The organism is Kitasatospora sp. NPDC057015 (assembly GCF_042673745.1).
In the GTDB taxonomy this organism is placed as follows: Bacteria; Actinomycetota; Actinomycetes; order Streptomycetales; family Streptomycetaceae; genus Kitasatospora.
The window spans coordinates 18,991-42,081 of the sequence record NZ_JBHUSG010000008.1 but is presented as its reverse complement, the minus strand read 5'-3'; the positions used below and the strand labels follow the sequence as shown (position 1 = coordinate 42,081).

The following is a 23,091-nucleotide window of genomic DNA, read 5'->3' as shown; positions in this document are numbered from 1 at the left end:
TTTATAGCCACGGACTCGGACCGCCCGGCACGACGCCGCCCACCGTCCGCCGGTCGGTCTTAGGATGCCCCCATGGGACACGCAGCCACCGAGAGTCCGGTGCCGCAGATGCGACTGGACGCATCCAACGCGGCCAAGGTGGCGACCACGCTGCAGGCCCTCGCCACCCCCTCCCGCCTGCTGATACTCGCCCAGCTCCGCGAGGGCCCGCGGGCCGCCACCGAACTGGCCGACGCCGTCGGGATGGAACAGTCCGCCTGCTCGCACCAGCTACGGCTGCTGCGCAACCTCGGTCTGGTGGTGGGCGAACGCCGCGGCCGCTCGGTGGTCTACTCCCTGTACGACGCGCACGTCGCGGCCCTGCTCGACCACGCCGTCTACCACGTGGACCACCTCCGCCTGGGTCTCACCGACGACCCGCCGCAGCCGACCGGGCCGGCCGGGCCCACCCGGAGCTGACCCGGCGGCGACCGGCCCCGCCGAACCTCCGGATTCGGCCGGAACCCGACCCCCACACCCGGCCCGCCACCCGACTGACCGTCAGCCGCCGAGCCCCGCGGCCGCCCTGCGCCGGCGGCGCCGGACGATCAGCAGCGGCAGCGCGCCCGCCAGGCCCAGCAGTCCCGCGGCCACCGGCGCGGGCTCCTGCACCGGCTCGTACCCGGGCCCCGGCCCGGCACCCGGGCCCGACGCCCGCCCGGCGGCCAGCCCCGGCTGCCCGAAGGTGGCCGGCTCCGGCAGGATGGCCCAGCGACCGAGCGGCCAGGCGACCACGATCGCCCGCCCGATCACCCCGCTCACCGGCACGAAGCCGTCACCCGGGTGCTGCAGCTCGTGGGCGCGGGAGTCCTCGGAGCCGTTGCGGTGGTCGCCCATCACCCAGATCCGGTCCGCGGGCACGGTGACCGTCCCGACCGGGTAGTCGTCGCAGGGCGTGGCCCCGGGGTAGATGTACGGCTCGTCGAGCGCCACGCCGTTGACCCGGACGGGCGCGCCCGGGGTGCAGGTGACGGTGTCCCCGCCGACCGCGATGACCCGCTTGATCAGGTCCTTCTCGTCCGCCGAGGGCATCAGCCCGACCAGGCTCAGCGCCCTCACCAACGGGCCGCCGCGCTCCGCGGGAGCACCCCGCAGCCAGTCGCCGGGGTCGTGGAAGACCACCACGTCGCCGCGCGCGGGCTTCGCGCCGAACCAGGGCGTCAGCTTGTCGACCAGGACCCGGTCACCCTTCTGCAGGGTGTTCTGCATCGAGCCGGACGGGATCGAGAAGGCCTGCACCCCGAAGGTCTTGACGCCGAAGGCGAGCGCCAGCGCGATGGCCACCAGCAGGGGGATCTCCTGCCAGAGCGGCCGGCGGGCCCGCCGGCCCCGCTCCGCCCCGGCCGGACGCCGGGCCCACCGGGCCCACCCGACGCCCCTCGCCCGGTCCAACCGGTCCCCCATGGCGGTCTCCTTCACCTCGTACGGGCGCGCGCCCGGGGCGCGCGTCGGCGGCCCCTCCGCTGTGTTCAACGCGCCCGGGTTCCCGGCCGGTTGGGACGTGGACGCCGGGCCGCGGCGCCCGGCGCCGCGGAGGGAATCCGTCCGCCCCCGGCCGAGGCACCGGGGAGGGACATCGCCACCCGGCTCAGGCGCCGGCCGCGTACCGCCAGAAGTCCCGCATCAGGGAGGGCGGGGTCGGCCCGGCCAGCTCCAACTGGGTGAGCAGGACGGTGACCGCACCCGTGGACGGGATCAGGTGCGCCGCCGTACCGGTACCGCCGATCCAGCCGTAGCGCCCCGGCAGGTTCCACGGGTCGATGGCCTCGACGTCGACCGAACCGCCGAACCCCCAGCCCTGACCCTCCAGGAACAGCTCCCCGCCGTACCGCTGGACCGGCGTCAGGTGGTTGGTGGTCAGCTGCGTCACCGAGTCGGAGGACAGCAGCCGGCGGCCCTCGGCCATGCCCCCGGCGAGCAGCATCCGGGCGAAGGCCAGCCAGTCGTCGGCGGTGGAGACCAGTCCGCCGGCGCCGGACGGGAAGGGCGGCGCGCTGCTCCACTGCCCGTCGGGGGCGTCGACCTGCTCCAGGCCGCCGTCCGCCGCCGTCCGGTAGTACCCGGTGAACCGGCCGAGCTCCCCGCCCGGCACCTCGAACCCGGTGTCGACCATGCCGAGCGGCCCGAACACCCGCTCCGCCAGGAACTCCGGCAGCGGACGACCCGACACCCGGGCGATCAGCACGCCCTGGATGTCGGAGCAGGTGTTGTACAGCCAGGTCTCGCCCGGCTGGTGCAGCAGCGGGATCCGCGACAGCGCCGACATCCAGGCGTCGGGCGGTGCCACCTGCTGCGGCAGCGGCGGGCCCTGCTTCAGCTCGCTGAACAGCAGTCCGACCGCGGGCAGCGAGAAGTCGGCCGGGAACCCGTACCCGGCGAGCGAGGTGAGCAGGTCGAACACGGTGATCGGGCGGGCGGCCGGCACCACGTCGTCCACCGGTGCGGACGGGGAGCGGACGACGGAGGGCGAGGCCAGCTCCGGCAGCCAACGCCCGACCGGGTCGTCCAGGGCGATCAGGCCGTCGTCGACCAGCATCATCACGGCCGCCGCGGTGACCGGCTTGGTGAGGGAGGCCACGCGGAAGATCGAGTCCCTGGCCATCGCGGTGCTGCCGTCGACCTCGGCGGACCCCACCGCCGCCACCTCGATCCGCCCGCCGTCGGCCACCAGGCCCACCGCCCCCGGGAGCGCTCCGGCGCCGACGTACCTCGCCAGGATGTCGTGCAGCTTGGTCATGGGTCTGCCTTCCCGAGTGTGCCGTCCGGTCCAAGCCTGCCGCCGCGCCGCGGATTCCACCCGGCGGCGCGCGGCCGGCGCCCTTCGGACGGCGGGCGGGCCGCGGCGGCGGGCGCGCGCAAACCCGGTTGACGCTCCGCGACCCGGACGGTTTCCTGCACGGGTGACCGATCCCCTGACCGACCCCCACCACCGGCCGACGGCCGCACCGGAGACCGATCCGCGCGCCGGGCGCCGGGCCGACGCCCCGCCCGGCCTGCGGTTCGAGCCGGTGAGCGGCGAGGCCCTGCTCCGGGACTGGCGGCACGTCCACAACGTGATCATCCCGACCGACCCGCTCTCGCTCGACGAGGTCCGCGAGCGCGCCGGGCGCAACCGCCTGGAGGTGGCGTACCTGGGCGACGTCCTGGTCGGCTGCTCCACGGTGCGCCCGCCCGCGGTGCCGCTGCCCGAAGGCGAGAGGGCGGCGGCGACCGTCATCGCCCGCGTGCTGGCCGCCCACCGCCGGCGGGGGATCGGCGGCGCCCTCTACGCGCACGGACTGGCGACCGCGCGCGGGCTCGGCGCCGAGGTGATCGAGACGGTCGTACTGGCCTCCAACCGGGACGGGCTGCGGTTCGCGCTGGCCCACGGCTTCGTCGAGGTGGAGACCTACCTGCTGCCGGGCGACACCGTGCCCTACGTCGACCTGCGGCTGGCCTGAGCGCCCCGGCCCCGGCGGCCCGGACGGCCCGATGCGGACTGCCCGGGCCGCCGGGGCCGGACCGGCGCCCGGATCGGCGCCCGGGTCAGCCGGTGGCCCGTACGTAGACGTCCGCCGCACCGGCCGGGCCGCCGTCCGCGGGGGCCGCGTAGACCTGCCGGCGGCCGTCACCGCCCGCCGTGGCCGGCAGCGCGGGCGCCGCGGCCGGCTGCTCCCCCGGCAGCGCCGCCACCAGGTCGGGCGGCAGCGCGGCCGGGGCGCCCGGGGCGGGCAGGCCGTAGGTGCGCAGGAAGTCGTCGAGGTTGACGTCCTGGCCGCCGTCCAGCCGGTAGTGCAGGTAGCCGGTCGGCGTACCGTCCGCGGCCAGGGTGAGCACCGCCTCGTCCGGGACGTAGTAGCGGCCCTTGCCCGGGTGCTGGGAGGGGTGCAGGCCGGCCAGCCGCTCGGCGCGGCTCAGGTCGGTCTCGGGCGGGGTGTGGTCCCGCATCAGCGCGAACACGCCCCAGCCGGCCACCGCCAGGGTGAACACCGCGCAGAGCGCCAGCACGGCCCCGACCGAGCGCCGCAGCGCAGGCCGCCCGCGCAGCGGGGGCCGGGCGTCGGCGAGCGCGCCGCCGGAGCCGGCCCTCCCCCCGCCCGGGGTGCTGCTGCCCGGGGTGCTCCGGCCCGTCACGGGGGGTGTCACGGCGTCAGACCTTCCTCGTCCGCATGTCGCTGTTGCCGCCCATGTCGAACTCCTGGGCCAGCCCCGTCCGGTGCAGGCGCTGGATGTCCTGGTCGGTCACCATGCCCATCCCGGGCACGTAGGTCTGCTTGCCGTGGTCCCAGTTGTACCGGTCCCGGACGTGGGTCTGGTAGGTGACCGTGACCTCCGGCGGCGCCCCCGGCCCGGCGGGCCTGACCTCGATCTTCGCCTGGGTGTTGTAGTGGAACGAGCCCACCGCGTAGTACCAGTCCGAGCTGCTCTCGTCGGTGGCGGACATCGGCTGCCAGCCGGTGTCCTTGACGAGGGCCACCGGCTTGCCGGTCCGGTGGTACTCGGCCAGGGCCTGGGCCTGCCAGCCCGGCAGGTTGCCGTCCAGGGTCGTGTCGACGCCCTGCTGGAAGTCGGGGATGTCCTTCAGCATGTCCTCGACGTCGAGGTCGAGCGGCTTCCCGCTGCCGGAGAGGAAGTGCGCCATGTTGGCGCTGGCGTTGACGTCGCCGGCCTTGAACGGCATGCCGACGGTGCCGGCGCCCAGGGTGTTGGCGAGCTTGCGGTCGCGGTCGTTCGGCTCCTCCGAGTCGAACACGCCGGCGCCGCGGTCGAAGGGGTCCGGGGGCAGCAGCACACCGCCCGAGCCGCCGAAGACCTTGCCCAGGTCGCGGGCGCCGGAGAGGTCCTCGCCGACCACCCGCTTCGTCCAGGCGTCGAGCCGGTCGTAGCCGACGGACGCGGTGATCCGGTCGAGTTCGTGGCCGGCGGTGTCGCTGACGTCGGCGGCGTACGTGAGCGCGGCCGTCACCAGGTTGCGGACGTCGCCCGCGATGCCCGCCAGCCGGCGCGACTCGGCCTGCGCGTCCGGGTCGTTGTGCTGCCCGGGCACGGGCGGGAACCGGACGTCGCCGTCGTCCTGGACGGCGAGGCCGTCGGCCTTCGCCAGGTCGTCCGCCTCGGCCATCCAGCGCCGGGCCAGCGTCAGGCCGTCGGCGGCGCTGTCGAGCGTGAGCTTCGCGGCCTCCGTCTCCTGTTCCGCGATGGACAGTTCGTCGATCAGGTCGGCCATTGCGCGGCGGCCCAGCTCCGCGGCCTCGCCGCTCCAGCCCTCCTGGAGGGTGGAGAGCACGTCGGTGGCGTCGAAGCGCGCCTCGGCGGCGGCCGTGGAGAGCTTCGCCCACTCCTCGGCGGCCCGGCGCAGGCCCGCCGGGTCGGCCTCGCGCAGCTGGCGCACCGTCACGGGCGCGTCGAAGCGCCGCTCGTGGTCCTCGGTGTTCGGCCGGAACCGGCCGTCGGGGTCGGGTCCGTTGTCCGCGGGCATCAGCCGTTCCCCTCCAGCAGCGTGGCGGCGCGGCGCAGTTGCTCGGCCACCGTGTCCTCCTGGCGGCCGTAGTTGGCCGCCGTGGCGCGCAGGCCCTCCGCGAGCTGCCGCATCGCGTCGATGGTCCGCCTGGTCTCGCCCTCCCAGCGGCTCGCGCAGGATCCGAGCGGCGTGCCGACCGCCCAGGATCCGTGCCGCCGGGCGGCCGCGTCCGACTCGCCGAACCCGCCGTCGGCGCGGGCGAGTTTGCCCGCGCCCCCGTCCAGCGTGTTGGCAGCCACCGGGAACCGTTCGGGCTCCGAGATGTATCCGCTCACTGTCATACCCCCATGTGCGGGACGGTCGTCCCACGGTGTGGGACGCCGTCGCGGGTTCCGGGGTTCCGGCGAAGATCGAATCCCGTCCGCCAGCCCGCCCCGCACGCTCCGCACACCCCGCACGCCTCGGCCGGCCCCCGGGTGCCGGCCGGACCTCAGGCCGTGGCCGCCGCCGCGGCGCGGCCCGCGGCCCGGCCGGAGAAGATGCAGCCGCCGAGGAAGGTGCCCTCCAGCGAGCGGTAGCCGTGCACGCCGCCGCCGCCGAACCCGGCCGCCTCGCCCGCCGCGTACAGGCCGTCCAGGACGCTGCCGTCGGCCCGGAGCACCCGGGAGGAGAGGTCGGTCTGCAGGCCGCCGAGCGACTTGCGGGTGAGGATGTTGAGCTTGACCGCGATCAGCGGGGCGGCCTTGGGGTCGAGGATCCGGTGCGGCGTGGCGGTGCGGATCAGCTTGTCGCCGAGGTAGCGGCGGGCCCCGTGGATGGCGGTGACCTGGAGGTCCTTGCTGAACGGGTTGGCCAGCTCGCGGTCCCGGGCCTCGATCTCACGGCGCAGCGCGGCGCCGTCGATCAGGGCCTGCGGCGTCTTGGCGTTCATGCCCCGGACCAGGTCGGGGAGGTTGCCGGCCACCACGAAGTCGGCGCCGTGCCGCTTGAAGGCCTCGACGGGTGCGGTGGCGCCGGGCAGGGCGCGGCCGAGGACCTCGCGGATGCTGCGGCCGGTCAGGTCCGGGTTCTGCTCGGAGCCGGAGAGCGCGAACTCCTTCTCGATGATCTTCTGGGTGAGGACGAACCAGGTGTGGTCGTGGCCGGTGGTCATGATGTGTTCGAGGGTGCCGAGGGTGTCGAAGCCGGGGAAGAGCGGCACCGGCAGCCGGTTGCCGAGCGCGTCCAGCCAGAGCGAGGACGGGCCGGGCAGGATCCGGATGCCGTGCCGGGCCCAGATCGGGTCCCAGTTCTCGATGCCCTCGGTGTAGTGCCACATCCGGTCGCCGTTGATCAGGTTGCCGCCGGCCTGCTCCGCGATGCCGAGCATCAGCCCGTCGACGTGGGCGGGCACGCCGGAGAGCATCCGGGCCGGCGGGGTGCCGAGCCGAGCGGGCCAGGCCTTGCGGACGAGCTCGTGGTTGCCGCCGATGCCGCCGGAGGTGACGATCACGGCCTGGGCCCGCAGTTCGAAGGCGCCGGCGCTCTCGCGGGAGCTGGCGACGCCCCGCTCGACGTCGCTGGGCACGAGGATCTCGCCGGTCACGGTGTCGGTGACGCCGCCGGTGGCGGCCAGGCCGGTGACCCGGTGGCGGAAGCGCAGGTCGACCAGGCCGCGGGCGGCGGCGGCCCGGACCCGGCGGGCGAACGGCTCGACGATGCCGGGGCCGGTGCCCCAGGTGATGTGGAACCGCGGGACGGAGTTGCCGGGGCCGGTGGCGAGCAGTCCGCCGCGCTCGGCCCAGCCGACGACGGGGAAGAAGCGGACGCCCTGGGCGTGCAGCCAGGAGCGCTTCTCGCCGGCCGCGAAGTCGACGTACGCCTCGGCCCACTGCCGGGGCCAGTGGTCCTCGGCGCGGTCGAAGCCGGCGGTGCCCTGCCAGTCCTGCCAGGCGAGCTCGTGCGAGTCGCGGATGCGCAGCCGGCGCTGCTCGGGCGAGTTCACCAGGAACAGGCCGCCGAAGGACCAGTGCGCCTGGCCGCCGAGGGAGGCGGCGGGCTCCTGGTCGAGCAGGATGACCCGGCGCCCGGCGCCCGCGAGCTCCGCGGTGGCGACCAGGCCGGCCAGGCCGGCTCCGATGACGATGACGTCGGCGTCGAATGCCATGCGGGGTCCTCCGTGAGCGGCTGGGCCTGGCGGTGCCCGGACGCCGTCCGTCCGTGCTCCGGGTGCCGCCGGCAGGTGCCCCGGCGGGGCCGGGCGGGCGGCGGGTGGCTCCGATACTGCGGCCTGTCGATCATCCAGTCAACCGGCGGGTAACAACCCGGTGGGAATTTCGCTCCACGGTGGAGCAGAATTCCCGGCGCCGGCCCGCGCGAAGGAAAAGCGCTACGCCATGGAGCGTAATTCCGGGAATTCCATCTGACTCTTTTTCAGCAATTCCTGCCCATACTGTGGACGGGTACGAAACCTGGCAGTAACTTACCGAGGAGTAGCGGTGGCGGCGACAGCCGCGGCCCACCTCCGCGCACCCCCACCCACCCTCGTTTCTCTCCCCCAGGAGGAACCGTGCTCAGCCCTGCCCGGAAACTCGTGTCCCTGCTGGTCACCAGCCTCACCCTGGTGATCACCGTCGCCCTCACCACCGCGGACGCGAACGCCGCGACCGGCTCGCGGTACGTGGCACTCGGCGACTCCTACGCCGCCGGCGCCGGCGTGCCCGGCCAGTCCGCGGGCCTGTGCCTGCGCTCCGACCGCAATTACGGCCACCTGGTCTCGGCCGCCCTGCATTCCACCTCGTACACCGACGTCACCTGTGCCGCCGCCAAGGTGAAGGCCATGACCTCGGCCCAGTACGACGCCTTCATCCGGGTCAACGACCCGCAGCTGAACGCGCTGCGCGCCGACACCGACCTGGTGACCATCGGCATCGGCGGCAACGACCTGGGCGTCGGCGACCTCGGCGTCGGCGAGATCATCGCCACCTGCATCGCGGGCGCCGTGGTCAACCCCTTCGGCACCCCCTGCCGGGACGTCTACAACCACGGCCACTGGAGCTGGGGCAGCTGGTCCTGGGAGTACGGCAACGACGACCTGGCCGACCGGATCGCCGGCGCCGCCCCGCAGCTCGCCGACGTGCTGGCGCGGATCCACGCCAAGTCCCCCGGCGCCAAGGTGCTGGTGGTCGGCTACCCGTCGGTGCTGCCGGAGGACTCCTCCGACTGCCTGGGCCGCCAGCCCGTCACCACCGGCGACGTCAGCTACCTGCGCGGCGTCCTCGGCAAGCTGAACTCGATGCTCGCCGCGACGGCCGCCGCGAACGGAGCCGGCTACGTGGACACCGCCGGCCCGACCCGCGGCCACGACGCCTGCTCGGCCGCGCCCTGGATCGAGGGCGCCCTGCCCGGCTCACCCGCCGTCCCCTTCCACCCCAACGCCAAGGGCGAGCAGGTGATGGCGCAGGCCGTGCTGGCCGCGCTGAAGTAGGACCCGCCGGCCGTCGGAGGACGGCGGGAAACGCCGGCGGGGCGTGACCGGGAGCTCCCGGTCACGCCCCGCCGCCGTGCCCGGGTCAGGGCTTGACGCGCACGATCTGCGGGTCGTGGTCGCTCGCCTGCTGGGCGAACTCGCTGTTGATGTGCACCACGTCGTACTTGGCGTAGCCCACCTCGGGGCTCACCAGGATGTGGTCCAGCACCTGCGAGTTGCCCTGGTAGACGTACGAGTACTGCTCCTTCTCGGGCAGCTCGTTCACCAGGTCGCGCAGCACGCCGTCCTTGGTGAGCGCGGCCAGCGCCGGGGAGAACTGGTAGTCGTTGAAGTCGCCGACCGAGACGATCTTCGCGGTGGGGTCGGCGGCCAGCAGCTTGGCCACGAAGGCCTGCTCGACGACGGCCTGCTTGCCGCGCTGCACCTCGGAGCTGCGGGCCGGGGCCTGGAACCGGCTGTCGATGCCCAGGTCACCGCCCTTGCTGTTGAAGTGGTTGGCGATCACGAAGAGCTTCTTGCCGCGGAAGCTGAACTGGCCGATCAGCGGCTTGCGGCTGTTGGCCCAGGCCTCGTTCGCCGGGTCGATCCGGCCGGGCGAGGCGGTCAGCGAGGCGGCGGCGCCGGTGCCCGCCACGTCCACCGGGGTGTTGGTGGCGTCGGCGGTCGGGACGTCGGTGAACGAGATCCGCAGCGGGTTGAAGAGGAACACCTGACGGATGTTGCCGCCGGGCTCGCCGCCGTCCTTGCCGTCCACCGGGTTGACGGAGCGCCAGTCGTACGCCGGGCCGCCGGCCGCCTTGATGGCGTCGATGAACTTGGCGACGGTCACGCTCGCGTCGACCGTGCCGTTGCTGGTGGCGCCGTTGTTGTCCTGGATCTCCTCCAGGGCGATGACGTCGGGCGAGCGCAGGTTGGTGACGACCGCCTGGGCCAGCTGGGCGAACTTGGCGTCCGGGTTGCCGGGGGCCAGGTTCTCCACGTTGTACGTGGCGATGGTCGCCTCGCGGTCGGCCGCCGGGGCGGTCACCTCGCGCTCCAGGTGGTTGTCCTGGACGGCGCCGATCGAGGTGGCGGCCAGCGTGTAGCCGCCGAAGGAGTTGTAGTCCAGCGGGCCGGTGGTGGCGCCGGTGAGCACGTCGCCCACGTTGGCGACCGGGAACGGCTGCTGGGCGACCGGGGCCAGCTGCTGGATCATCAGGCGGCCGACGTTCGGCTCCCGGTAGGACTCGTAGAGCACGCCGCCGCGCTTGCTCTTCTGGTCCTGCGCGTCGGCGGCGACCCAGAGCTCGTTGTACTTGTCGGTCGCCTGGATCACCCGGGTGTCCGAGACCTGGACGTTCATGCCCTCCAGGGACTCGTAGAAGTCCAGGGTGTACTTCTCCGGCAGCAGCGGCAGGCCCTCGATGGAGCCGCCGGCCGCGTCCTGGGTGTACGTGCCGGGGATGTTGCGGGTGCTCACCACGACCGGCGCCGGGACGGCGTTGTCGGAGGAGAGCACCGTGATCAGCGGGGCGGTCAGCTGGGTCAGCGACTGCGAGCCGCCGGCGAAGTTGGGGTAGTACTCGGCGACCTTGCCGGTCACCAGCACCGAGTCGCCGACCTTCACGGTCGGGACCTTGCTGCCGGTGTAGACGAACAGGCCCTCGCTGGTCGCCGGGTCGGCGTCCGCGTTCGGGTCCTGGATCCAGAAGCCCTTGGAGCCGTAGCCGCGCACACCGGTGACGATGCCGGGCACGCCGGGGACGGTGTTGCCGAGCTGCGGCGAGATCCGGGTGGTGCCCTGGATGTCGTGGATGCGCAGCGGGCCGGGCTCGGTCGGGCCGGTCGGCCCGCCCGGCGTGGTGCCCTCGGCGGACTCGCCGTAGCTGTTGACCGGGGTCGGGTCGCCGGCCACCAGGTCGGCGGAGTTGTCGTCGGTGTCGGCGAGGTTCGCGCGGCGGGCGACCGAGGCCGTGTTGCTCGCGCCGGTGACCGGGGCGCCCTCGCGGACGACGGCGGTGCCGAAGCCGACCAGGTCGCGCACCCGCGCGTCGGCGGCGCAGTCGGCGGCGGTCTTGCAGGTCAGCGGGTCGGTGCCCTGGACGAGGGCGACGGTACCGGCGGTGCCGGAGAGCGTCAGGCTGCCGGTGGCGTCCGGGGTCGGCAGGGCGACGGTGCCGCCCGCGCCGGCCGCCTCGGCGACCAGGTAGCGCTGGCCGGCGGCTATCGAGCCGGTCAGCGGGGTCACGGACCACTGCGAGTTCGCACCCGGCGAGGCCGAGATGTACTGGACGCTCCAGCCGGTGAGGCCGAAGGCCGCGCCGCCCTTGTTGGCCAGCTCGATGAAGTCGTTCTTCAGCGTGGCGCCGGAGTTGCCGCCGCCGCCGTAGACCTCGGCGATCACCACGTCGGCGGACGGCGCGGCGAAGGCGGAGGGCAGCGGGACGAGCACGAGCGAGGCGGCCAGGCCGGCCGGGAGGAGGGTCGCGCGCAGCAGCGCCCGGCGGGAGCGGGGGCGGGGAGCGGTGGGCGTGGTCACCTGGGCAGGACTCCTTAAGCTGCCGGGTCATTGCCATGACGCGGCGTCCGGGTGCAGCACGATGCCCCGGCTGCCGTGGGGGCGCCGGGACGTGAGGGTGGTTCAGGTGGTGCGCTCGGCGCACTACCCGCGTAGACGCAACGTCAGGAAGCGACGTCGCAGCGCTCAAGATACGCGCGTAGAAAATGACGCGACAAGCCCTCTGCGGTTAACTCTTGGTACCGGTCCGCCGAGGCACCCGGTCCACCCGCACCGGGCCGGACCGACCTGCCGAGGGGCCCGCCGCCCGGACGGATCCGGACCGGCGGGCCCTCGCTCCCCGGGAGGCAGGGCTCGAACCTGCGGCCACCCGCTTTGCTGACAGGCGCTCCACCGCTGAGCTACACCCGGGGACTGCCGGGCAGCCTGCCGCCCGACGGTGGCGCCGGTCAAGCCCGCCCGCGCAGGACGCGTGCCAGCACCGGATCCGCCTCGGCCACCGCGTCCACGAACCCGGCCGTCAGCCGGCCGGCGGGGGCGTCCCACCGCGCCCGACCCGTCGTCCAGCCGGTCTTCACCGGGTCCACCCCGTGCCGCCGGCACACCCGCTCCACCAGCTCCGCCGGGCAGTCCTCCGCCCCGGCCAGCACCCGCCAGGGCAGCGGCAGCCCGGCCCACACCTCGATCTCACGGAACCTCCGGTCGCCCACCCAGCTCCGCCAGGACTCCGGCTCGATCACGTCCAGCCAGGCCACCTGCCCGGGGCAGACCCGGCCGAGGACCTCCTGCGCACCCAGGGCCTCCAGCACCTCCAGGTACTGCACCCGGGCCGCGTTCCAGGCCCTCGCCGCCAGGTTCCACGCGTACGCGTCGTCACCCGGGCGCGCGAACATGGCGGTCGGCTCGATCGAGCAGCGCCCGTGCGCGCGCTCCAGCAGCGCGGCGGTCTCCCGGAGGCCGGCCGACCAGCGGCCGACCAGCAGCCCCTGCTGCTGCTCCGTCAGGCGGGCCACCACCTCCCGGACGGGGTGCGCGTGCGCGAGGGCCCACCAGTCGGTGGTGGGCGAGGCCGCCAGGCGGGCGAGGAGCAGCTCGGTGACCCGACGTCCGGCCCGCCGGCTCAGCCATCCGGTCAGCGCGGGGTCGCAGCGCCGGCGGGCGGCCTGGAAGGCGATCAGGCAGGCCGTGCCAAGGTCCTCGGTGGGCCGGGCGGCGTCCAGCAGGGAGAGCAGCCCGGTCTCGGCGAGGGTGGCCGCCCGGCGTTCGCGTGCCGCGAGCTCCAGCACCTCCTGCTTGGCCTCCAGTCGCCGGAGGAGCCGGAACCGCTTGTTGTACTGCCGCTTGGAGAGGTCCCCGAGGCCCGCCGCCGCCCGGCCCTCCCGGTTCAGCCGCCCGTCGCGGAAGTCCGCCGTGCCGGGCTCGCGCCCGATCTCCCGCCCACCGAGCCGGACGGCCCGCGCGACCTGCTCCGACCCGCCGGCAGCGGCCGTCCCCCCGACGGTGCCGAAGAGCGCGCCCGCCACCGCGAGCTGCCGGCCGGCGCCCGCCGGCGCGGCCGGTGCCGGGGCGACGGCCCATGCCCGCCGGTAGGCCCCCTCCAACCGGTCCGCCTCGTCCGGTGACGGTGCCGGCAGGAGTTCCCGGATCAGCCGGGCGACGGCCGCCGGGTCCTGGCGGAGCCGGATCGACGCGCAGATCCGGTCGAGGGCGGCAGCGGGTGCGTCCTGGGGCATCGCGCCAGCATGCCAAACGGCCCGGCCCCCGCCACCCCGAGGGGGTGGAAGGGGGCCGGGCCGGTGCGGCGGGTGCGGGTGTCAGTCCGCGACGGGGGCCGCGGTCGCCTGGTTCAGGCCGGCCGACCACTTCTCCTCGACCTTGCCGAACTTCCAGAACGCCAGCGCCCCGGCCCAGGTGAGGACGAACAGGCCGACGATCGCGTAGCCGACCAGGTTGAGGTCCAGCTCGCCGATCCAGGCCACCGGGCCGCTGGTGATGTCGAGCTTCTCGCCGAGCAGGCCGACCAGCTCGATCACGCCGATGACCAGGGCGACGATCACGGACAGGCCGGTGACGGTGAGGTTGTAGTAGATCTTGCGGACGGGCTTGGAGAACGCCCACTCGTACGCGAAGTTCATGAACGAGCCGTCGATGGTGTCCAGCAGGCTCATGCCCGCCGCGAACAGCACCGGCAGCACCAGCAGGGCGTACCAGGGGAGCGAGAAGGCCGCGGCGCCGCCGGCCAGCACCAGCAGCGAGACCTCGGTGGCGGTGTCGAAGCCGAGGCCGAACAGCAGGCCGACCGGGTACATGTGCCAGGGCTTGGTGACGGCCCGGGTGACCCGGCCGAGGATGCGGTTCATGAAGCCCCGCTTGTCAAGCTGACGCTCCAGCTCCTCCTCGTCGAACTCGCCCTGGCGCATCTTGCGGAAGACCTTGAGGATGCCGTTGAAGGCGCCCAGGTTGATCAGGCCGATGAGGACCAGGAAGACGCCGGAGACGGTGACGCCGATCAGCCCGGTGGCGGTGTGCAGCGCGGAGTCGTCCGACTCCACCTGCCCGGCGAGGGACTGGATGCCGAAGGCGAGCAGCGCGCAGAGGCCGAAGACGATCGACGAGTGCCCGAGCGAGAACCAGAAGCCGACCGAGAGCGGCCGCTTGCCCTGCCCCATCAACTTGCGGGTGGTGTTGTCGATGGCGGCGATGTGGTCGGCGTCGAAGGCGTGCCGCATGCCGAGGGTGTAGGCGGTCAGGCCCATGCCGACGCCGAAGACCTGGCCGCCGACGTCGTAGTGCTTGGGCGCGATGACCGCGATCAGGGTGACCCAGCCGATCACGTGCAGGGCGAGGACGAAACCGCCCATGCCCGCCAGGCGTATCCACTCGTCCCGGGTGAGCCGGTCACGCCATCTGATCGCGGGGGCGATGGCGGGCGCGCTGGTCATGGGGCGTCCTCTCGGAGCGGTGCGGATCGACGGCGGAACCGGACCAGTTTTCCCCCTCCGGGTAAGTACTTGCAAGTCATATGCAATTAATAGGCCCGGGCGGACAGCCCGAGTTCACCCGAAGTTCGTCATGCACCGTACAAGCACCCTTCACCTCCGGAGGCTTTCGGGGCCGCTTCTACGCGCGGATACTCGGGTTCTACGCGCGGACACCCCTGGCGCCGAATCCTCGACTCCCCACGGAGGCACGGCAGATGACTTCCCGTCACCGCACCCGATCGAAGGTGGCCCTGGCCGCCGCAGCCCTGCTCGCCGCCACCCTCACCGGCCTGACCGCCCCCAGCTCCACGGCCGCCACCAAGGCTCCGGCCGCCACCGGCGCCGTCGCCGCCACCCCGCACCGGGTGCTCTTCGACAACAGCAAGGCGGAGACGGCCGGCAACGCCGACTGGATCATCAGCAGCGCGATCCCCGACCCGCTCGTCCAGAACGCCAACCCCACCACCGAGAAGAGCTGGACGGGCGCCCTCTCCGCCTGGGGCGTGGCCCTGCAGCGGACCGGCGCCTACAGCCTCAAGACCCTGCCCGCCGGCAGCACCATCGGCTACGGCACCGGGGCCGCGCTCGACCTCGCGAACTTCGACACCTTCGTGATCGACGAGCCCAACACGAAGTTCAGCACGGCCGAGAAGACCGCGATCATGACCTTCGTCCAGAACGGCGGCGGCCTGTTCCTGATCTCGGACCACAACGCCAGCGACCGCAACAACGACGGCTGGGACTCCCCCAGGATCATCAACGACCTGCTGACCACCAACAGCGTCGACCCCACCGACCCCTTCGGCTTCTCCGTCGACGTGCTGAACATCTCCACCGACAACCCGCGCGCCGTCACCGACGCCGCCGACCCCGTCCTGCACGGCGGTTTCGGCACCGTCACCGGCTCGATCCTGCGCTCCGGCACCACCTTCACCCTCAAGCCCGCCGACAACCCCTCGGTCAAGGGCCTGCTCTACCGCACCGGGTACAGCGGCAACACCGGCGCCTTCTTCGTCACCAGCACCTTCGGCAGCGGCCGGGTGGCGATCTGGGGCGACAGCTCGCCCGCCGACGACGGCACCGGACAGTCCGGGAACACCCTCTACGACGGCTGGAACGACCCGGCCGGCACCAACGCCGCCCTGGCCCTCAACGCGACCGCCTGGCTGAGCAAGGCGAGCTGAGCCGGGCGGGGCGACGCGAGCCGGCCGCGGTCGGGCCCGGCGGCGTCGCCCGGCCGGCGGCCACCCCGCGGACGGCCGCCGACCCACGCGCGTCACAAGCCATCAGGAAATCGGACATACCGTCCACTATTCTCGGTTCCTGGTTGGCCACCCGGTGGGCGGGACGGCCTCCGAGCCGCCCCGCCCGCACGGTGACCACGGCCGTGACACCGAGGAGGGGCCATGCCGCAGACCGCGCAGCACCCGGCGTCGTACCCGTACCGGACCGTCCGGGAGGACGTCCGCGTCCCGCTCGCGGACGGGGTCCAGCTGCACGCCCGGATCTGGCGCCCGGTGACCGAGGAGGCCGTCCCCGCCCTGCTGGAGTACCTGCCGGACCGACTCGCCGACGGAACGGCCGAGCGCGACGCGCAGCGCCACCCCTGGTACGCCGGCCACGGCTACGCCTCCGTCCGGGTCGACGCCCGCGGCCACGGCAACTCGGGCGGGCTGCCCGGCGCCGAGCCGACGGAACAGCAGCTCGCCGACGGCGTGGCCGTGATCGAGTGGCTCGCCGCGCGGCCCTGGTGCGACGGCGGCGTCGGGATGTTCGGACTCGCCCGCGGCGGCTCCGCCGCCCTGCGGATCGCCGCGCTGGCTCCGCCCGCGCTCAAGGCGGTCGTCACCGTCTGCGCCGGCGACGACCCCGAGGACGACGACGTCCGCCACCTGGGCGGCGCGCTGCTCGCCGCCGCCACCCACGGCGAGTCGGCCGACCGGCTGGCCCTCGCCGCCCGGCCGCCGGACCCGCGGTACGTCGGCGACGGCTGGCGCGCCATGTGGCTGGAACGGCTGGCCGCCCTCGAACCCCCCGTCCACGCCTGGCTCGCCGACCCGACCCTCGACCGCCACCCGCGCAGCGGCCCGCCGCGCGCGGACCACCCCGCGGTCCGGGCCGCCGTGCTCGCCGTCGGCGGCTGGGCCGACCCGCACCACGACACCGTGCTGCGGCTGGTCGACCTCCTGGGCGCGCCCGTCCGCGGCCTGCTCGGCCCCTGGGCCCGGCAGTACCCCGACCAGGGTCTGCCGCCCGGGCCCGCCATCGGCTTCCTCCAGGAGACCCTGCGCTGGTGGGACCAGTGGCTGCGGGGCGCCGACACCGGGGTGCTCGGGGAGCCGGCGCTGCGCAGCTGGATCGACGAGTCCGTACCGCCCGGCACCGGGCACGGGGCCCGGCCCGGGCGCTGGGTGGGCGACGACGCCTGGCCCTCCCCCGACGTCCGGGACATCCACTACGGCCTGGACTCGGCGCTGCGCACCGCGGGCACCGCCTCCGGCGACCGCTTCGTCCACGTCCGCTCCCCCCAGCACACCGGGGTGGACGCGGGGCACCCGCTGCCGGCCGGCCAGGCCGCCGACCTGCCACCGGACCAGCGCGAGGAGGACGGCCGCTCGGTCTGCTTCGACTCCGCCCCGCTGCCCGAGCGGGTGGAGATCCTGGGCCGGCCCGCCCTGCGGCTGCGGCTGCGGACCGGCGCGGCCCGGGGGCAGGTCGCGGCCAGGATCTGCGACGTGGCCCCCGACGGCTCCGCCGCCCTGGTCTCCCGGGGCGTGCTCAGCCTCTCGGCCCGGCACGGCCGCGACCGGGCCGTCGAGTGGACGCCGGGCGCCACCGAGGACGTCACCGTCGACCTGACCGGCACCGGCTACGCCTTCCCGCCCGGCCACCGCATCCGGCTCGCCCTCTCCTCCGCCTACTGGCCCTGGGTCTGGCCGCAGCCGCAGGACGAGGGCTTCGACCTGGACCCCTCCGGCAGCGCGCTGAGCCTGCCGGTGCGCCACCTCGCCGCCGACGCCGGCGCGACACCGATCGGCTTCGACGCGCCCGAGCAGGCGGCGCCGCTCGACGTGCGCCACACCGAGCCGCTGACCGGCCGCCCCGGACGGCTGGTGATCCGGGACGTCGCCGCAGGCGAGTGGCGGGTGGAGCTGGACCCGGGCCTCGGCGGCGCCCGGATCCACCCCGACGGCCTGGTCCACGACGAGCGGGCCGTGGAGGCGTACCGGATCGTCTCCGGCGACCCGCTCAGCGCCACCACCCGCTCCGACCGGACCGTCCGCCTGGAGCGCCCGGAGATCGGCTGGGACGTCACCGTCCGGACCCGCTCGGAGATCAGCTGCGACGCCACCCACTTCACCGCCCGCAGCCACGTCACCGCGCTGGAGGCGGGCTCGGTGGTGTTCAGCCGCGACTGGGAGGAGCGGATCCCGCGCGGGGCCTCCTGAGCACGGGCCGCTTCCTGAACGCGGGCCGCCTCCCGCGTGCGGGCCGCCTGAGCACGGGCCGGGAGCCGCGGGCGTGGGCCCGCGATCCGTCCGGCCCTGCCCCCGCTGTCAGGGCAGCGGGTACGCGTCCGCCGGCACGTCGGAGGTCTTGGCGTTGCCGCCGACCACGGCCTGCAGGCTGAGCGTCCAGGTGCTCCAGCGGACCTCGGAGGACGTCCGGGTGGTCTTGAACTCCATGGTCTCGTCGAACTTGCTGAAGTCGCAGTTCCGGGTGAAGGCCTTGGTCGCGGAGTCCCAGTCGGTGCCGCCCGCGAAGAAGACCTCGTAGGTGCCGTCCTCGATGCCCTCGAACTTGGCGGTCTTCCCCTTGCCCACGTAGACCGAGTGGACCGACTTGCCGTCCCTGGCCAGCGAGAGCACCGCGTCGCCGCTGCCGCCGTTCTCGATGCTGAGCTCGCCCCGGCCGTCCAGGCTGCCCTCCCGCACCATGGCGCCGTTGTCCAGCGCGCGCTCCTGGAGCTGGCCGGTCGCCGGCACCGTGAGGGTGGCCGGGTAGCCGGCCGCGGCCAGCGCCTGCAGCGCGGCCGGAATGGTCGTCAGCGCCTCGGCCTGGCCGAAGCGGGCCAGTGCGGAGCTGGTCGCGCAGAGCTCGTGCCGGCGGATCTCGTCCCGGACCTTGCCGACATGGGTGCTCAGGCTGTCGAGCGCGACCTGCAGCTGCCGGTGCGCGGCCGAGACCCCCGCCGGCTCGGTGGCCAGCTTCAGACCGGCCCCCGCCAGCACCGCCTGGTCGCTCACCTCCTTGAGGCCGACCCCCAGCGCGATCAGGTCGCCGGCCTGCGGCAGCTTGGCGAGCGCGACGTTCAGCGGTCCGATCCACTTCGTCAGGACCGGGCCGTACGGGGTCGGCGTGGGCGTCGGCAGCGGGGGCGGCGTGTACGGGGGCGGTGCGGCGGACGTCCGCCCCGGGCCCGACCCGGTGCTCGGGGTGTCGCCGCTGCTGCACCCGGCCAGCACCAGGGCGGCGCAGGCCAGCAGGGCGGCCGCGCCCAGGGCGCGCCGGGCCGCAGGTGCGGCGGCCGGGGTCGGGCCGGCGGCGGTGCCGGCGGCGAGGTTCGGTGTGGTGCTCACGGTCACGGTGTCGCGGACTACGGTCAAGACAGGCCCCCCGATGTCTTGTTGGTACACATCCCCCCGACAATGGTCCCGGGCGCCCGGGTGCCGGTCAACAAGATTCACCCTGGTCGGCGGGGCGGGTGGGGGCAGCCGGGGGCGTGCGAGGGGCGCAGCCAGGGGCGCGCATACGGGTCCACTACGATCGGCAGGTGTTCAGGCTCACCGGACTTCCGCTGCAGATCATCGCCGCCCTCGTGGCCGTCGCCGTCTTCGCCGCCACCATGTGGCTCTGGCCGAGATTCGGCGGACGGAACTGGAAGGCGTGGCTGGGCAGGATCGGCGCCTTCCTGGCGACCCAGGTGGCCGTCCTGGTCGCGATGGGCCTGATCGCCAACGGCTACTTCGGCTTCTACAGCTCCTGGAGCGACCTGCTCGGCTCCGACGGCAAGCCCGGCACCGTCGTCGACCACCAGCCGAACGCCGCCGTCGCCGTGATGGGTGAACAGAAGGTCTACTCCGCCCAGGGATCGGTGCGCGAGCGCTCGGGCCTGATCCAGCGGATCGACGTCCACGGGTCCAGCAGCGGCCTGAGCAGCGAGGCGTACGTCTACCTGCCGCCGCAGTACTTCCAGCCCGAGTACACCGGGCGCGCGTTCCCGATGGCACTGGTGCTGGCCGGCTACCCCGGCTCGGCGGAGAAGCTCATCAGCCTGATGCAGTACCCGGCGTCCACCCTGCAGGCGATCGAACAGCGCAAGCTCCCGCCGACCGTCCTGGTGCTGATGCGCCCGACCGTGGCCAGCAACCGCGACACCGAGTGCATGGACGTGCCGGGCGGCCCGCAGGTGGAGACCTTCTTCACCGCGGACCTGCCGAAGGCGCTGGCCACCACCTACCGGCTCGCCGACGACCCCGGCTCGCGGGCCGTGATCGGCAACTCCACCGGCGGGTACTGCGCCCTGAAGTTCGCCCTGCGCAAGCCCGAGGCGTACCGCTCGGCGATCTCGCTCTCCGGCTACTACACGGCCCCGATCGACCAGACCACCGGCGACCTGTTCGCCGGCGACGACCGGCTCCGGCAGGAGAACGACCTGCTCTGGCGGCTGCGGAACAAGCCCGCCGTCCCGGTCGCCCTGCTGCTGGCCACCAGCTACGACGAGAACAACTACCAGGAGACGCAGGCGATGGTGGGCGCCTTCAAGGCCCCGACCGCGCTCTCCACCATCACCCTGGACACCGGCGGCCACAACTTCCACACCTGGACCCGGGAGATCCCGCCCGCGCTGGACTGGCTGGGCAAGCACCTGACGGCTCCCCGGGGAGTCTGAGGCGCGGTCTGCGGGGCGTTCGGGGTCTGCGGGGCGCTCGGGGTCTGCGGGACGTCGGGGTCGGCGCGGCGCTCGAAGTGTCGGGGTATCGGGGTATCGGGGTCGGCGGGGCCCCCGAGCCCTCTGCCGCCGGGGCCCGATGACCCGCCGCGGAGCCCGGCGACCGCGCGTGCGGCAAGATCACAGGGCGTTCATAGCCACGTCTCATGATGCTCTCAGCCGCCCCGCCCAACGTATCTCCCATGACCACGACCAGTTCCTTCCCTCCGACCAGCGAACCGTGGCCCGAGGCTGCGAACTACCCGCCGCCGGAGCCCCCGGCGCGCGCCACGGTCGACCTCTTCCCGCCCGTGGCCCTGCCGCCCGTCCCGCCGAAGGGCCCGGCCGGCTGGGCCGACCGGCTGCGCACCCTGCCGGCCCGCGCCTGGCGCGGGCGCGAGGACGACCCGCGCTGGGCCCGGCCGGCCTTCCTCGGCCTGCTGGCGGCGACGGCCGTCCTCTACTTCTGGAACCTGAGCGCCTCCGGCTGGGCGAACTCCTTCTACTCCGCCGCCGTCCAGGCCGGCAGCCAGAGCTGGAAGGCCTTCTTCTACGGCTCCTCGGACGCGGCGAACTTCATCACCGTCGACAAACCGCCGATGTCGCTCTGGCCGATGGCCCTCTCGGTGCGGATCTTCGGCCTGAGCTCGTGGGCGATCCTGGCCCCGCAGGTGCTGATGGCGGTCGCCACCGTCGGCACGGTGTACGCCGCGGTGCGCCGGCGCTTCTCGCCGCTCGGCGGTCTGGTGGCGGGCGGCGCGCTGGCGCTCACCCCGGTCGCGGCGCTGATGTTCCGGTTCAACAACCCGGACGCGCTGCTGGTGCTGCTGCTCACCCTCGCCGCGTACGGCGTGCTGCGGGCCACCGAGACGGCGAGCACCCGCTGGATGGTCCTCACCGGCGTGATGTTCGGCTTCGGCTTCCTCACCAAGACCCTGCAGGCCTTCCTGGTGCTGCCGGCCTTCGCCCTGATCTACCTGGTGGTCGCGCCGACCGGCCTCGGCCGGCGGGTGCGCCAACTGCTCGTCGGCGCACTGGCGATGGTCGTCTCGGCCGGCTGGTGGGTGGCGGTCGTGCAGCTCGTCCCGGCGGCCGACCGGCCGTACATCGGCGGCTCGCAGGACAACAGCTTCCTGTCGGTCACCTTCGGCTACAACGGCTTCGGCCGGATCACCGGCAACGAGACCGGCAGCGTCGGTGGCGGCGGTGGCGGCGGCGGTGCGGGCGGCGGTGGCGGCATGTGGGGCAGCACCGGCATCACCCGCCTCTTCGACGGCGACATCGGCGGCCAGATCGCCTGGCTGATGCCGGCCGCGCTGATCCTGCTCGTCCTCGGCCTCTGGGCGACCCGCCGCTTCCCGCGGACGGACAGCGCCCGGGCGGCGTTCCTGGTCTGGGGCGGCTGGCTCCTCTGCACCGCGCTGACCTTCAGCTTCATGTCGGGGATCTTCCACCAGTACTACACGGTGGCGCTCGTCCCAGCGGTCGCCGCGCTGGTGGGCATGGGCGTGGACGGCCTCTGGCGGGTCCGCCACCGGCTGCCGTACGCGGCGGTGCTGAGCGCGACCCTCGCCGTCACCGCGGTCTGGTCGTACGTCCTGCTCGGGCGCAGCGCGGACTTCCTGCCCTGGCTGCGCTGGGCGGTGCTGATCGGCGGACTCGCCTCGGCCGCGGCCCTGCTGCTGGCCGGCCGGCTGACCGCGCGGCTGGCCGCGGTGACCGGGCTGGTCGGCCTGGCCGCGGCGCTGGGCGGCCCGGCGGCGTACGCCGTGGACACGGTGTCCACCGGGCACTCGGGGTCGATCGTGACGGCCGGACCGCAGGTGCAGGGCGGGGGCTTCGGCCCCGGCGGCGGGCGCGGCGGCTTCGGTGGCCGCGGCGGCGCGATGGAGTTCCCGGGCATGGGTCAGCGGCAGGGCCAGCTCGGCCAGGGCCAGACCGTGCCGGGCCAGAACGGCCAGGCGCTGCCGGGCGGTCAGGCACTGCCGGGCGGCCAGGCACTGCCGGGCGGTCAGGCTCTGCCGGGCGGTCAGAACGGCTTCCCCGGGATGCCGCAGGGCGGCTTCGGCGGCCGGGGCGGTACCGGTGGCGGCGCGGGCGGCGGCGGAATGGGCGGCCTGCTCAACGGTGCCCGGGTCGACAGCGAGCTCGCCGCCCTGCTGAAGCAGGACGCCGACCAGTACACCTGGGTCGCGGCGGCGGTCGGCTCGCAGAACCAGGCCAGCTACCAGCTGGCCTCGGGCGAGCCGGTGATGGCGCTCGGCGGCTTCAACGGCACCGACCCCTCGCTGACCCTGAGCGCCTTCCAGCAGTACGTGAACGAGGGGAAGATCCACTACTTCATCGGCGGCGGGATGGGCGGCGGCGGCACGACCACCGCTCCCGGCGCCGAGAACGGGACCGGCGGTACGACCGGTACGGCAGGTGCAGCCGGTACGGCGGGTGCAGCCGGTGCGACCGGTGCGGCGCCCGGTGGGACGGGCGGCGGGATGGCCGGCGGCGGCATGGGCGGTTCGTCGCAGTCCTCGGAGATCTCCACCTGGGTGGCGTCCCACTTCACCGCGAAGACCGTCGGCAGCGCGACGATCTACGACCTGACGGCCCCCACCGGCTGACCGGCCCCGCGCGACGGGACGGACGGCCGACCGGGAACGGACGGACGGGACAGGGGTGGGGCGGACCGCGACAGTGGTCCGCCCCACCCCTGTGCGCGATACGATCCGGACCAGACAG

At 74.2% G+C, this 23,091-nt stretch carries 17 protein-coding genes and 1 tRNA gene; 7 read left to right on the top strand and 11 right to left on the bottom strand.

The annotated features are described in order from the left end of the window. The first annotated feature begins 72 nt into the window (after positions 1 to 72). Complete coding sequence (locus tag ACFTWP_RS10320; protein WP_380263938.1) at positions 73 to 459, top strand: ArsR/SmtB family transcription factor; 387 nt, start codon at positions 73 to 75, stop codon at positions 457 to 459. Between the two features lie 81 nt (positions 460 to 540). Here ACFTWP_RS10320 and lepB read toward each other — a convergent pair whose 3' ends face one another. After that, positions 541 to 1,443 (bottom strand): signal peptidase I, encoded by a 903-nt coding sequence (lepB, locus tag ACFTWP_RS10315; protein WP_380263937.1) that lies wholly within the window; start codon positions 1,441 to 1,443, stop codon positions 541 to 543. Between the two features lie 184 nt (positions 1,444 to 1,627). Next, positions 1,628 to 2,776 carry a serine hydrolase domain-containing protein gene (locus ACFTWP_RS10310; protein WP_380263936.1) on the bottom strand — a complete coding sequence of 383 codons (1,149 nt, stop codon included), beginning with the start codon at positions 2,774 to 2,776 and terminating at the stop codon, positions 1,628 to 1,630. 271 nt (positions 2,777 to 3,047) lie between these two features. Between ACFTWP_RS10310 and ACFTWP_RS10305 the strand changes: the two genes are divergently transcribed. Then, entirely contained in the window at positions 3,048 to 3,479 is a 432-nt protein-coding gene (locus ACFTWP_RS10305; protein ID WP_380264208.1) for a GNAT family N-acetyltransferase, read from the top strand. A gap of 85 nt (positions 3,480 to 3,564) precedes the next feature. On the opposite strand, the gene ACFTWP_RS10300 is transcribed toward ACFTWP_RS10305, so the two are convergent. The 4 genes from ACFTWP_RS10300 to ACFTWP_RS10285 form a co-directional block, all read right to left on the bottom strand. Then, positions 3,565 to 4,164: a hypothetical protein gene (locus tag ACFTWP_RS10300; RefSeq protein ID WP_380263934.1), complete on the bottom strand. Its 600-nt coding sequence runs from the start codon at positions 4,162 to 4,164 to the stop codon at positions 3,565 to 3,567. Positions 4,165 to 4,168: 4 nt separating this feature from the next. Beyond that, on the bottom strand, positions 4,169 to 5,497 hold the full coding sequence (locus tag ACFTWP_RS10295) for a hypothetical protein (RefSeq protein WP_380263933.1): 1,329 nt from the start codon (positions 5,495 to 5,497) through the stop codon (positions 4,169 to 4,171). After that, positions 5,497 to 5,820: a hypothetical protein gene (locus tag ACFTWP_RS10290; protein WP_380263932.1), complete on the bottom strand. Its 324-nt coding sequence runs from the start codon at positions 5,818 to 5,820 to the stop codon at positions 5,497 to 5,499. Before ACFTWP_RS10290 ends, ACFTWP_RS10295 begins: the two co-directional genes overlap by 1 nt. 149 nt (positions 5,821 to 5,969) lie before the next feature. Next, complete coding sequence (locus ACFTWP_RS10285) at positions 5,970 to 7,625, bottom strand: FAD-binding dehydrogenase (protein ID WP_380263931.1); 1,656 nt, start codon at positions 7,623 to 7,625, stop codon at positions 5,970 to 5,972. Between the two features lie 402 nt (positions 7,626 to 8,027). Here ACFTWP_RS10285 and ACFTWP_RS10280 point away from each other — a divergent pair, with 402 nt between their 5' ends. Continuing rightward, positions 8,028 to 8,945: an SGNH/GDSL hydrolase family protein gene (locus tag ACFTWP_RS10280; protein WP_380263930.1), complete on the top strand. Its 918-nt coding sequence runs from the start codon at positions 8,028 to 8,030 to the stop codon at positions 8,943 to 8,945. Between the two features lie 85 nt (positions 8,946 to 9,030). Here ACFTWP_RS10280 and ACFTWP_RS10275 read toward each other — a convergent pair whose 3' ends face one another. The 4 genes from ACFTWP_RS10275 to ACFTWP_RS10260 form a co-directional block, all read right to left on the bottom strand. Beyond that, on the bottom strand, positions 9,031 to 11,466 hold the full coding sequence (locus ACFTWP_RS10275; protein WP_380263929.1) for a lamin tail domain-containing protein: 2,436 nt from the start codon (positions 11,464 to 11,466) through the stop codon (positions 9,031 to 9,033). A gap of 318 nt (positions 11,467 to 11,784) precedes the next feature. Further along, positions 11,785 to 11,856: transfer RNA gene (locus ACFTWP_RS10270), tRNA-Cys, on the bottom strand. 38 nt (positions 11,857 to 11,894) lie between these two features. Continuing rightward, a complete protein-coding gene (locus ACFTWP_RS10265) occupies positions 11,895 to 13,178 on the bottom strand; it encodes a hypothetical protein (protein ID WP_380263928.1) in 1,284 nt (427 codons plus the stop codon). 81 nt (positions 13,179 to 13,259) lie between these two features. Next, positions 13,260 to 14,387 (bottom strand): HoxN/HupN/NixA family nickel/cobalt transporter, encoded by a 1,128-nt coding sequence (locus tag ACFTWP_RS10260; protein ID WP_380263927.1) that lies wholly within the window; start codon positions 14,385 to 14,387, stop codon positions 13,260 to 13,262. Positions 14,388 to 14,641: 254 nt separating this feature from the next. Between ACFTWP_RS10260 and ACFTWP_RS10255 the strand changes: the two genes are divergently transcribed. Both ACFTWP_RS10255 and ACFTWP_RS10250 read left to right on the top strand, forming a co-directional pair. Beyond that, a complete protein-coding gene (locus ACFTWP_RS10255) occupies positions 14,642 to 15,610 on the top strand; it encodes a hydrolase (protein WP_380263925.1) in 969 nt (322 codons plus the stop codon). A 222-nt stretch (positions 15,611 to 15,832) separates the two neighbouring features. After that, positions 15,833 to 17,875, top strand: a complete 2,043-nt coding sequence (locus tag ACFTWP_RS10250) for a CocE/NonD family hydrolase (RefSeq protein ID WP_380263924.1) — start codon at positions 15,833 to 15,835, stop codon at positions 17,873 to 17,875. A 108-nt stretch (positions 17,876 to 17,983) separates the two neighbouring features. Here the strand turns inward: ACFTWP_RS10250 and ACFTWP_RS10245 are convergent, their stop codons facing one another. Continuing rightward, entirely contained in the window at positions 17,984 to 19,006 is a 1,023-nt protein-coding gene (locus ACFTWP_RS10245) for a hypothetical protein (protein WP_380263923.1), read from the bottom strand. Positions 19,007 to 19,200: 194 nt separating this feature from the next. Between ACFTWP_RS10245 and ACFTWP_RS10240 the strand changes: the two genes are divergently transcribed. Together ACFTWP_RS10240 and ACFTWP_RS10235 are read left to right on the top strand one after the other, a co-directional pair. Next, positions 19,201 to 20,319 (top strand): alpha/beta hydrolase, encoded by a 1,119-nt coding sequence (locus ACFTWP_RS10240; RefSeq protein WP_380263922.1) that lies wholly within the window; start codon positions 19,201 to 19,203, stop codon positions 20,317 to 20,319. Positions 20,320 to 20,561: 242 nt separating this feature from the next. After that, positions 20,562 to 22,973, top strand: coding sequence for an ArnT family glycosyltransferase (locus ACFTWP_RS10235; RefSeq protein WP_380263920.1), 2,412 nt, complete (start codon positions 20,562 to 20,564; stop codon positions 22,971 to 22,973). Positions 22,974 to 23,091 lie beyond the last annotated feature (118 nt).

Coding starts and splice junctions, on each gene's coding strand:
- ACFTWP_RS10250 (WP_380263924.1), top strand. CDS start 15,833: ATGCCGCAGACCGCGCAGCACCCGGCGTCGTACCCGTACCGGACCGTC.
- ACFTWP_RS10295 (WP_380263933.1), bottom strand. CDS start 5,497: ATGCCCGCGGACAACGGACCCGACCCCGACGGCCGGTTCCGGCCGAAC.
- ACFTWP_RS10235 (WP_380263920.1), top strand. CDS start 20,562: ATGACCACGACCAGTTCCTTCCCTCCGACCAGCGAACCGTGGCCCGAG.
- ACFTWP_RS10265 (WP_380263928.1), bottom strand. CDS start 13,178: ATGCCCCAGGACGCACCCGCTGCCGCCCTCGACCGGATCTGCGCGTCG.
- lepB (WP_380263937.1), bottom strand. CDS start 1,443: ATGGGGGACCGGTTGGACCGGGCGAGGGGCGTCGGGTGGGCCCGGTGG.
- ACFTWP_RS10320 (WP_380263938.1), top strand. CDS start 73: ATGGGACACGCAGCCACCGAGAGTCCGGTGCCGCAGATGCGACTGGAC.
- ACFTWP_RS10260 (WP_380263927.1), bottom strand. CDS start 14,387: ATGACCAGCGCGCCCGCCATCGCCCCCGCGATCAGATGGCGTGACCGG.
- ACFTWP_RS10290 (WP_380263932.1), bottom strand. CDS start 5,820: ATGACAGTGAGCGGATACATCTCGGAGCCCGAACGGTTCCCGGTGGCT.
- ACFTWP_RS10310 (WP_380263936.1), bottom strand. CDS start 2,776: ATGACCAAGCTGCACGACATCCTGGCGAGGTACGTCGGCGCCGGAGCG.
- ACFTWP_RS10285 (WP_380263931.1), bottom strand. CDS start 7,625: ATGGCATTCGACGCCGACGTCATCGTCATCGGAGCCGGCCTGGCCGGC.
- ACFTWP_RS10255 (WP_380263925.1), top strand. CDS start 14,642: ATGACTTCCCGTCACCGCACCCGATCGAAGGTGGCCCTGGCCGCCGCA.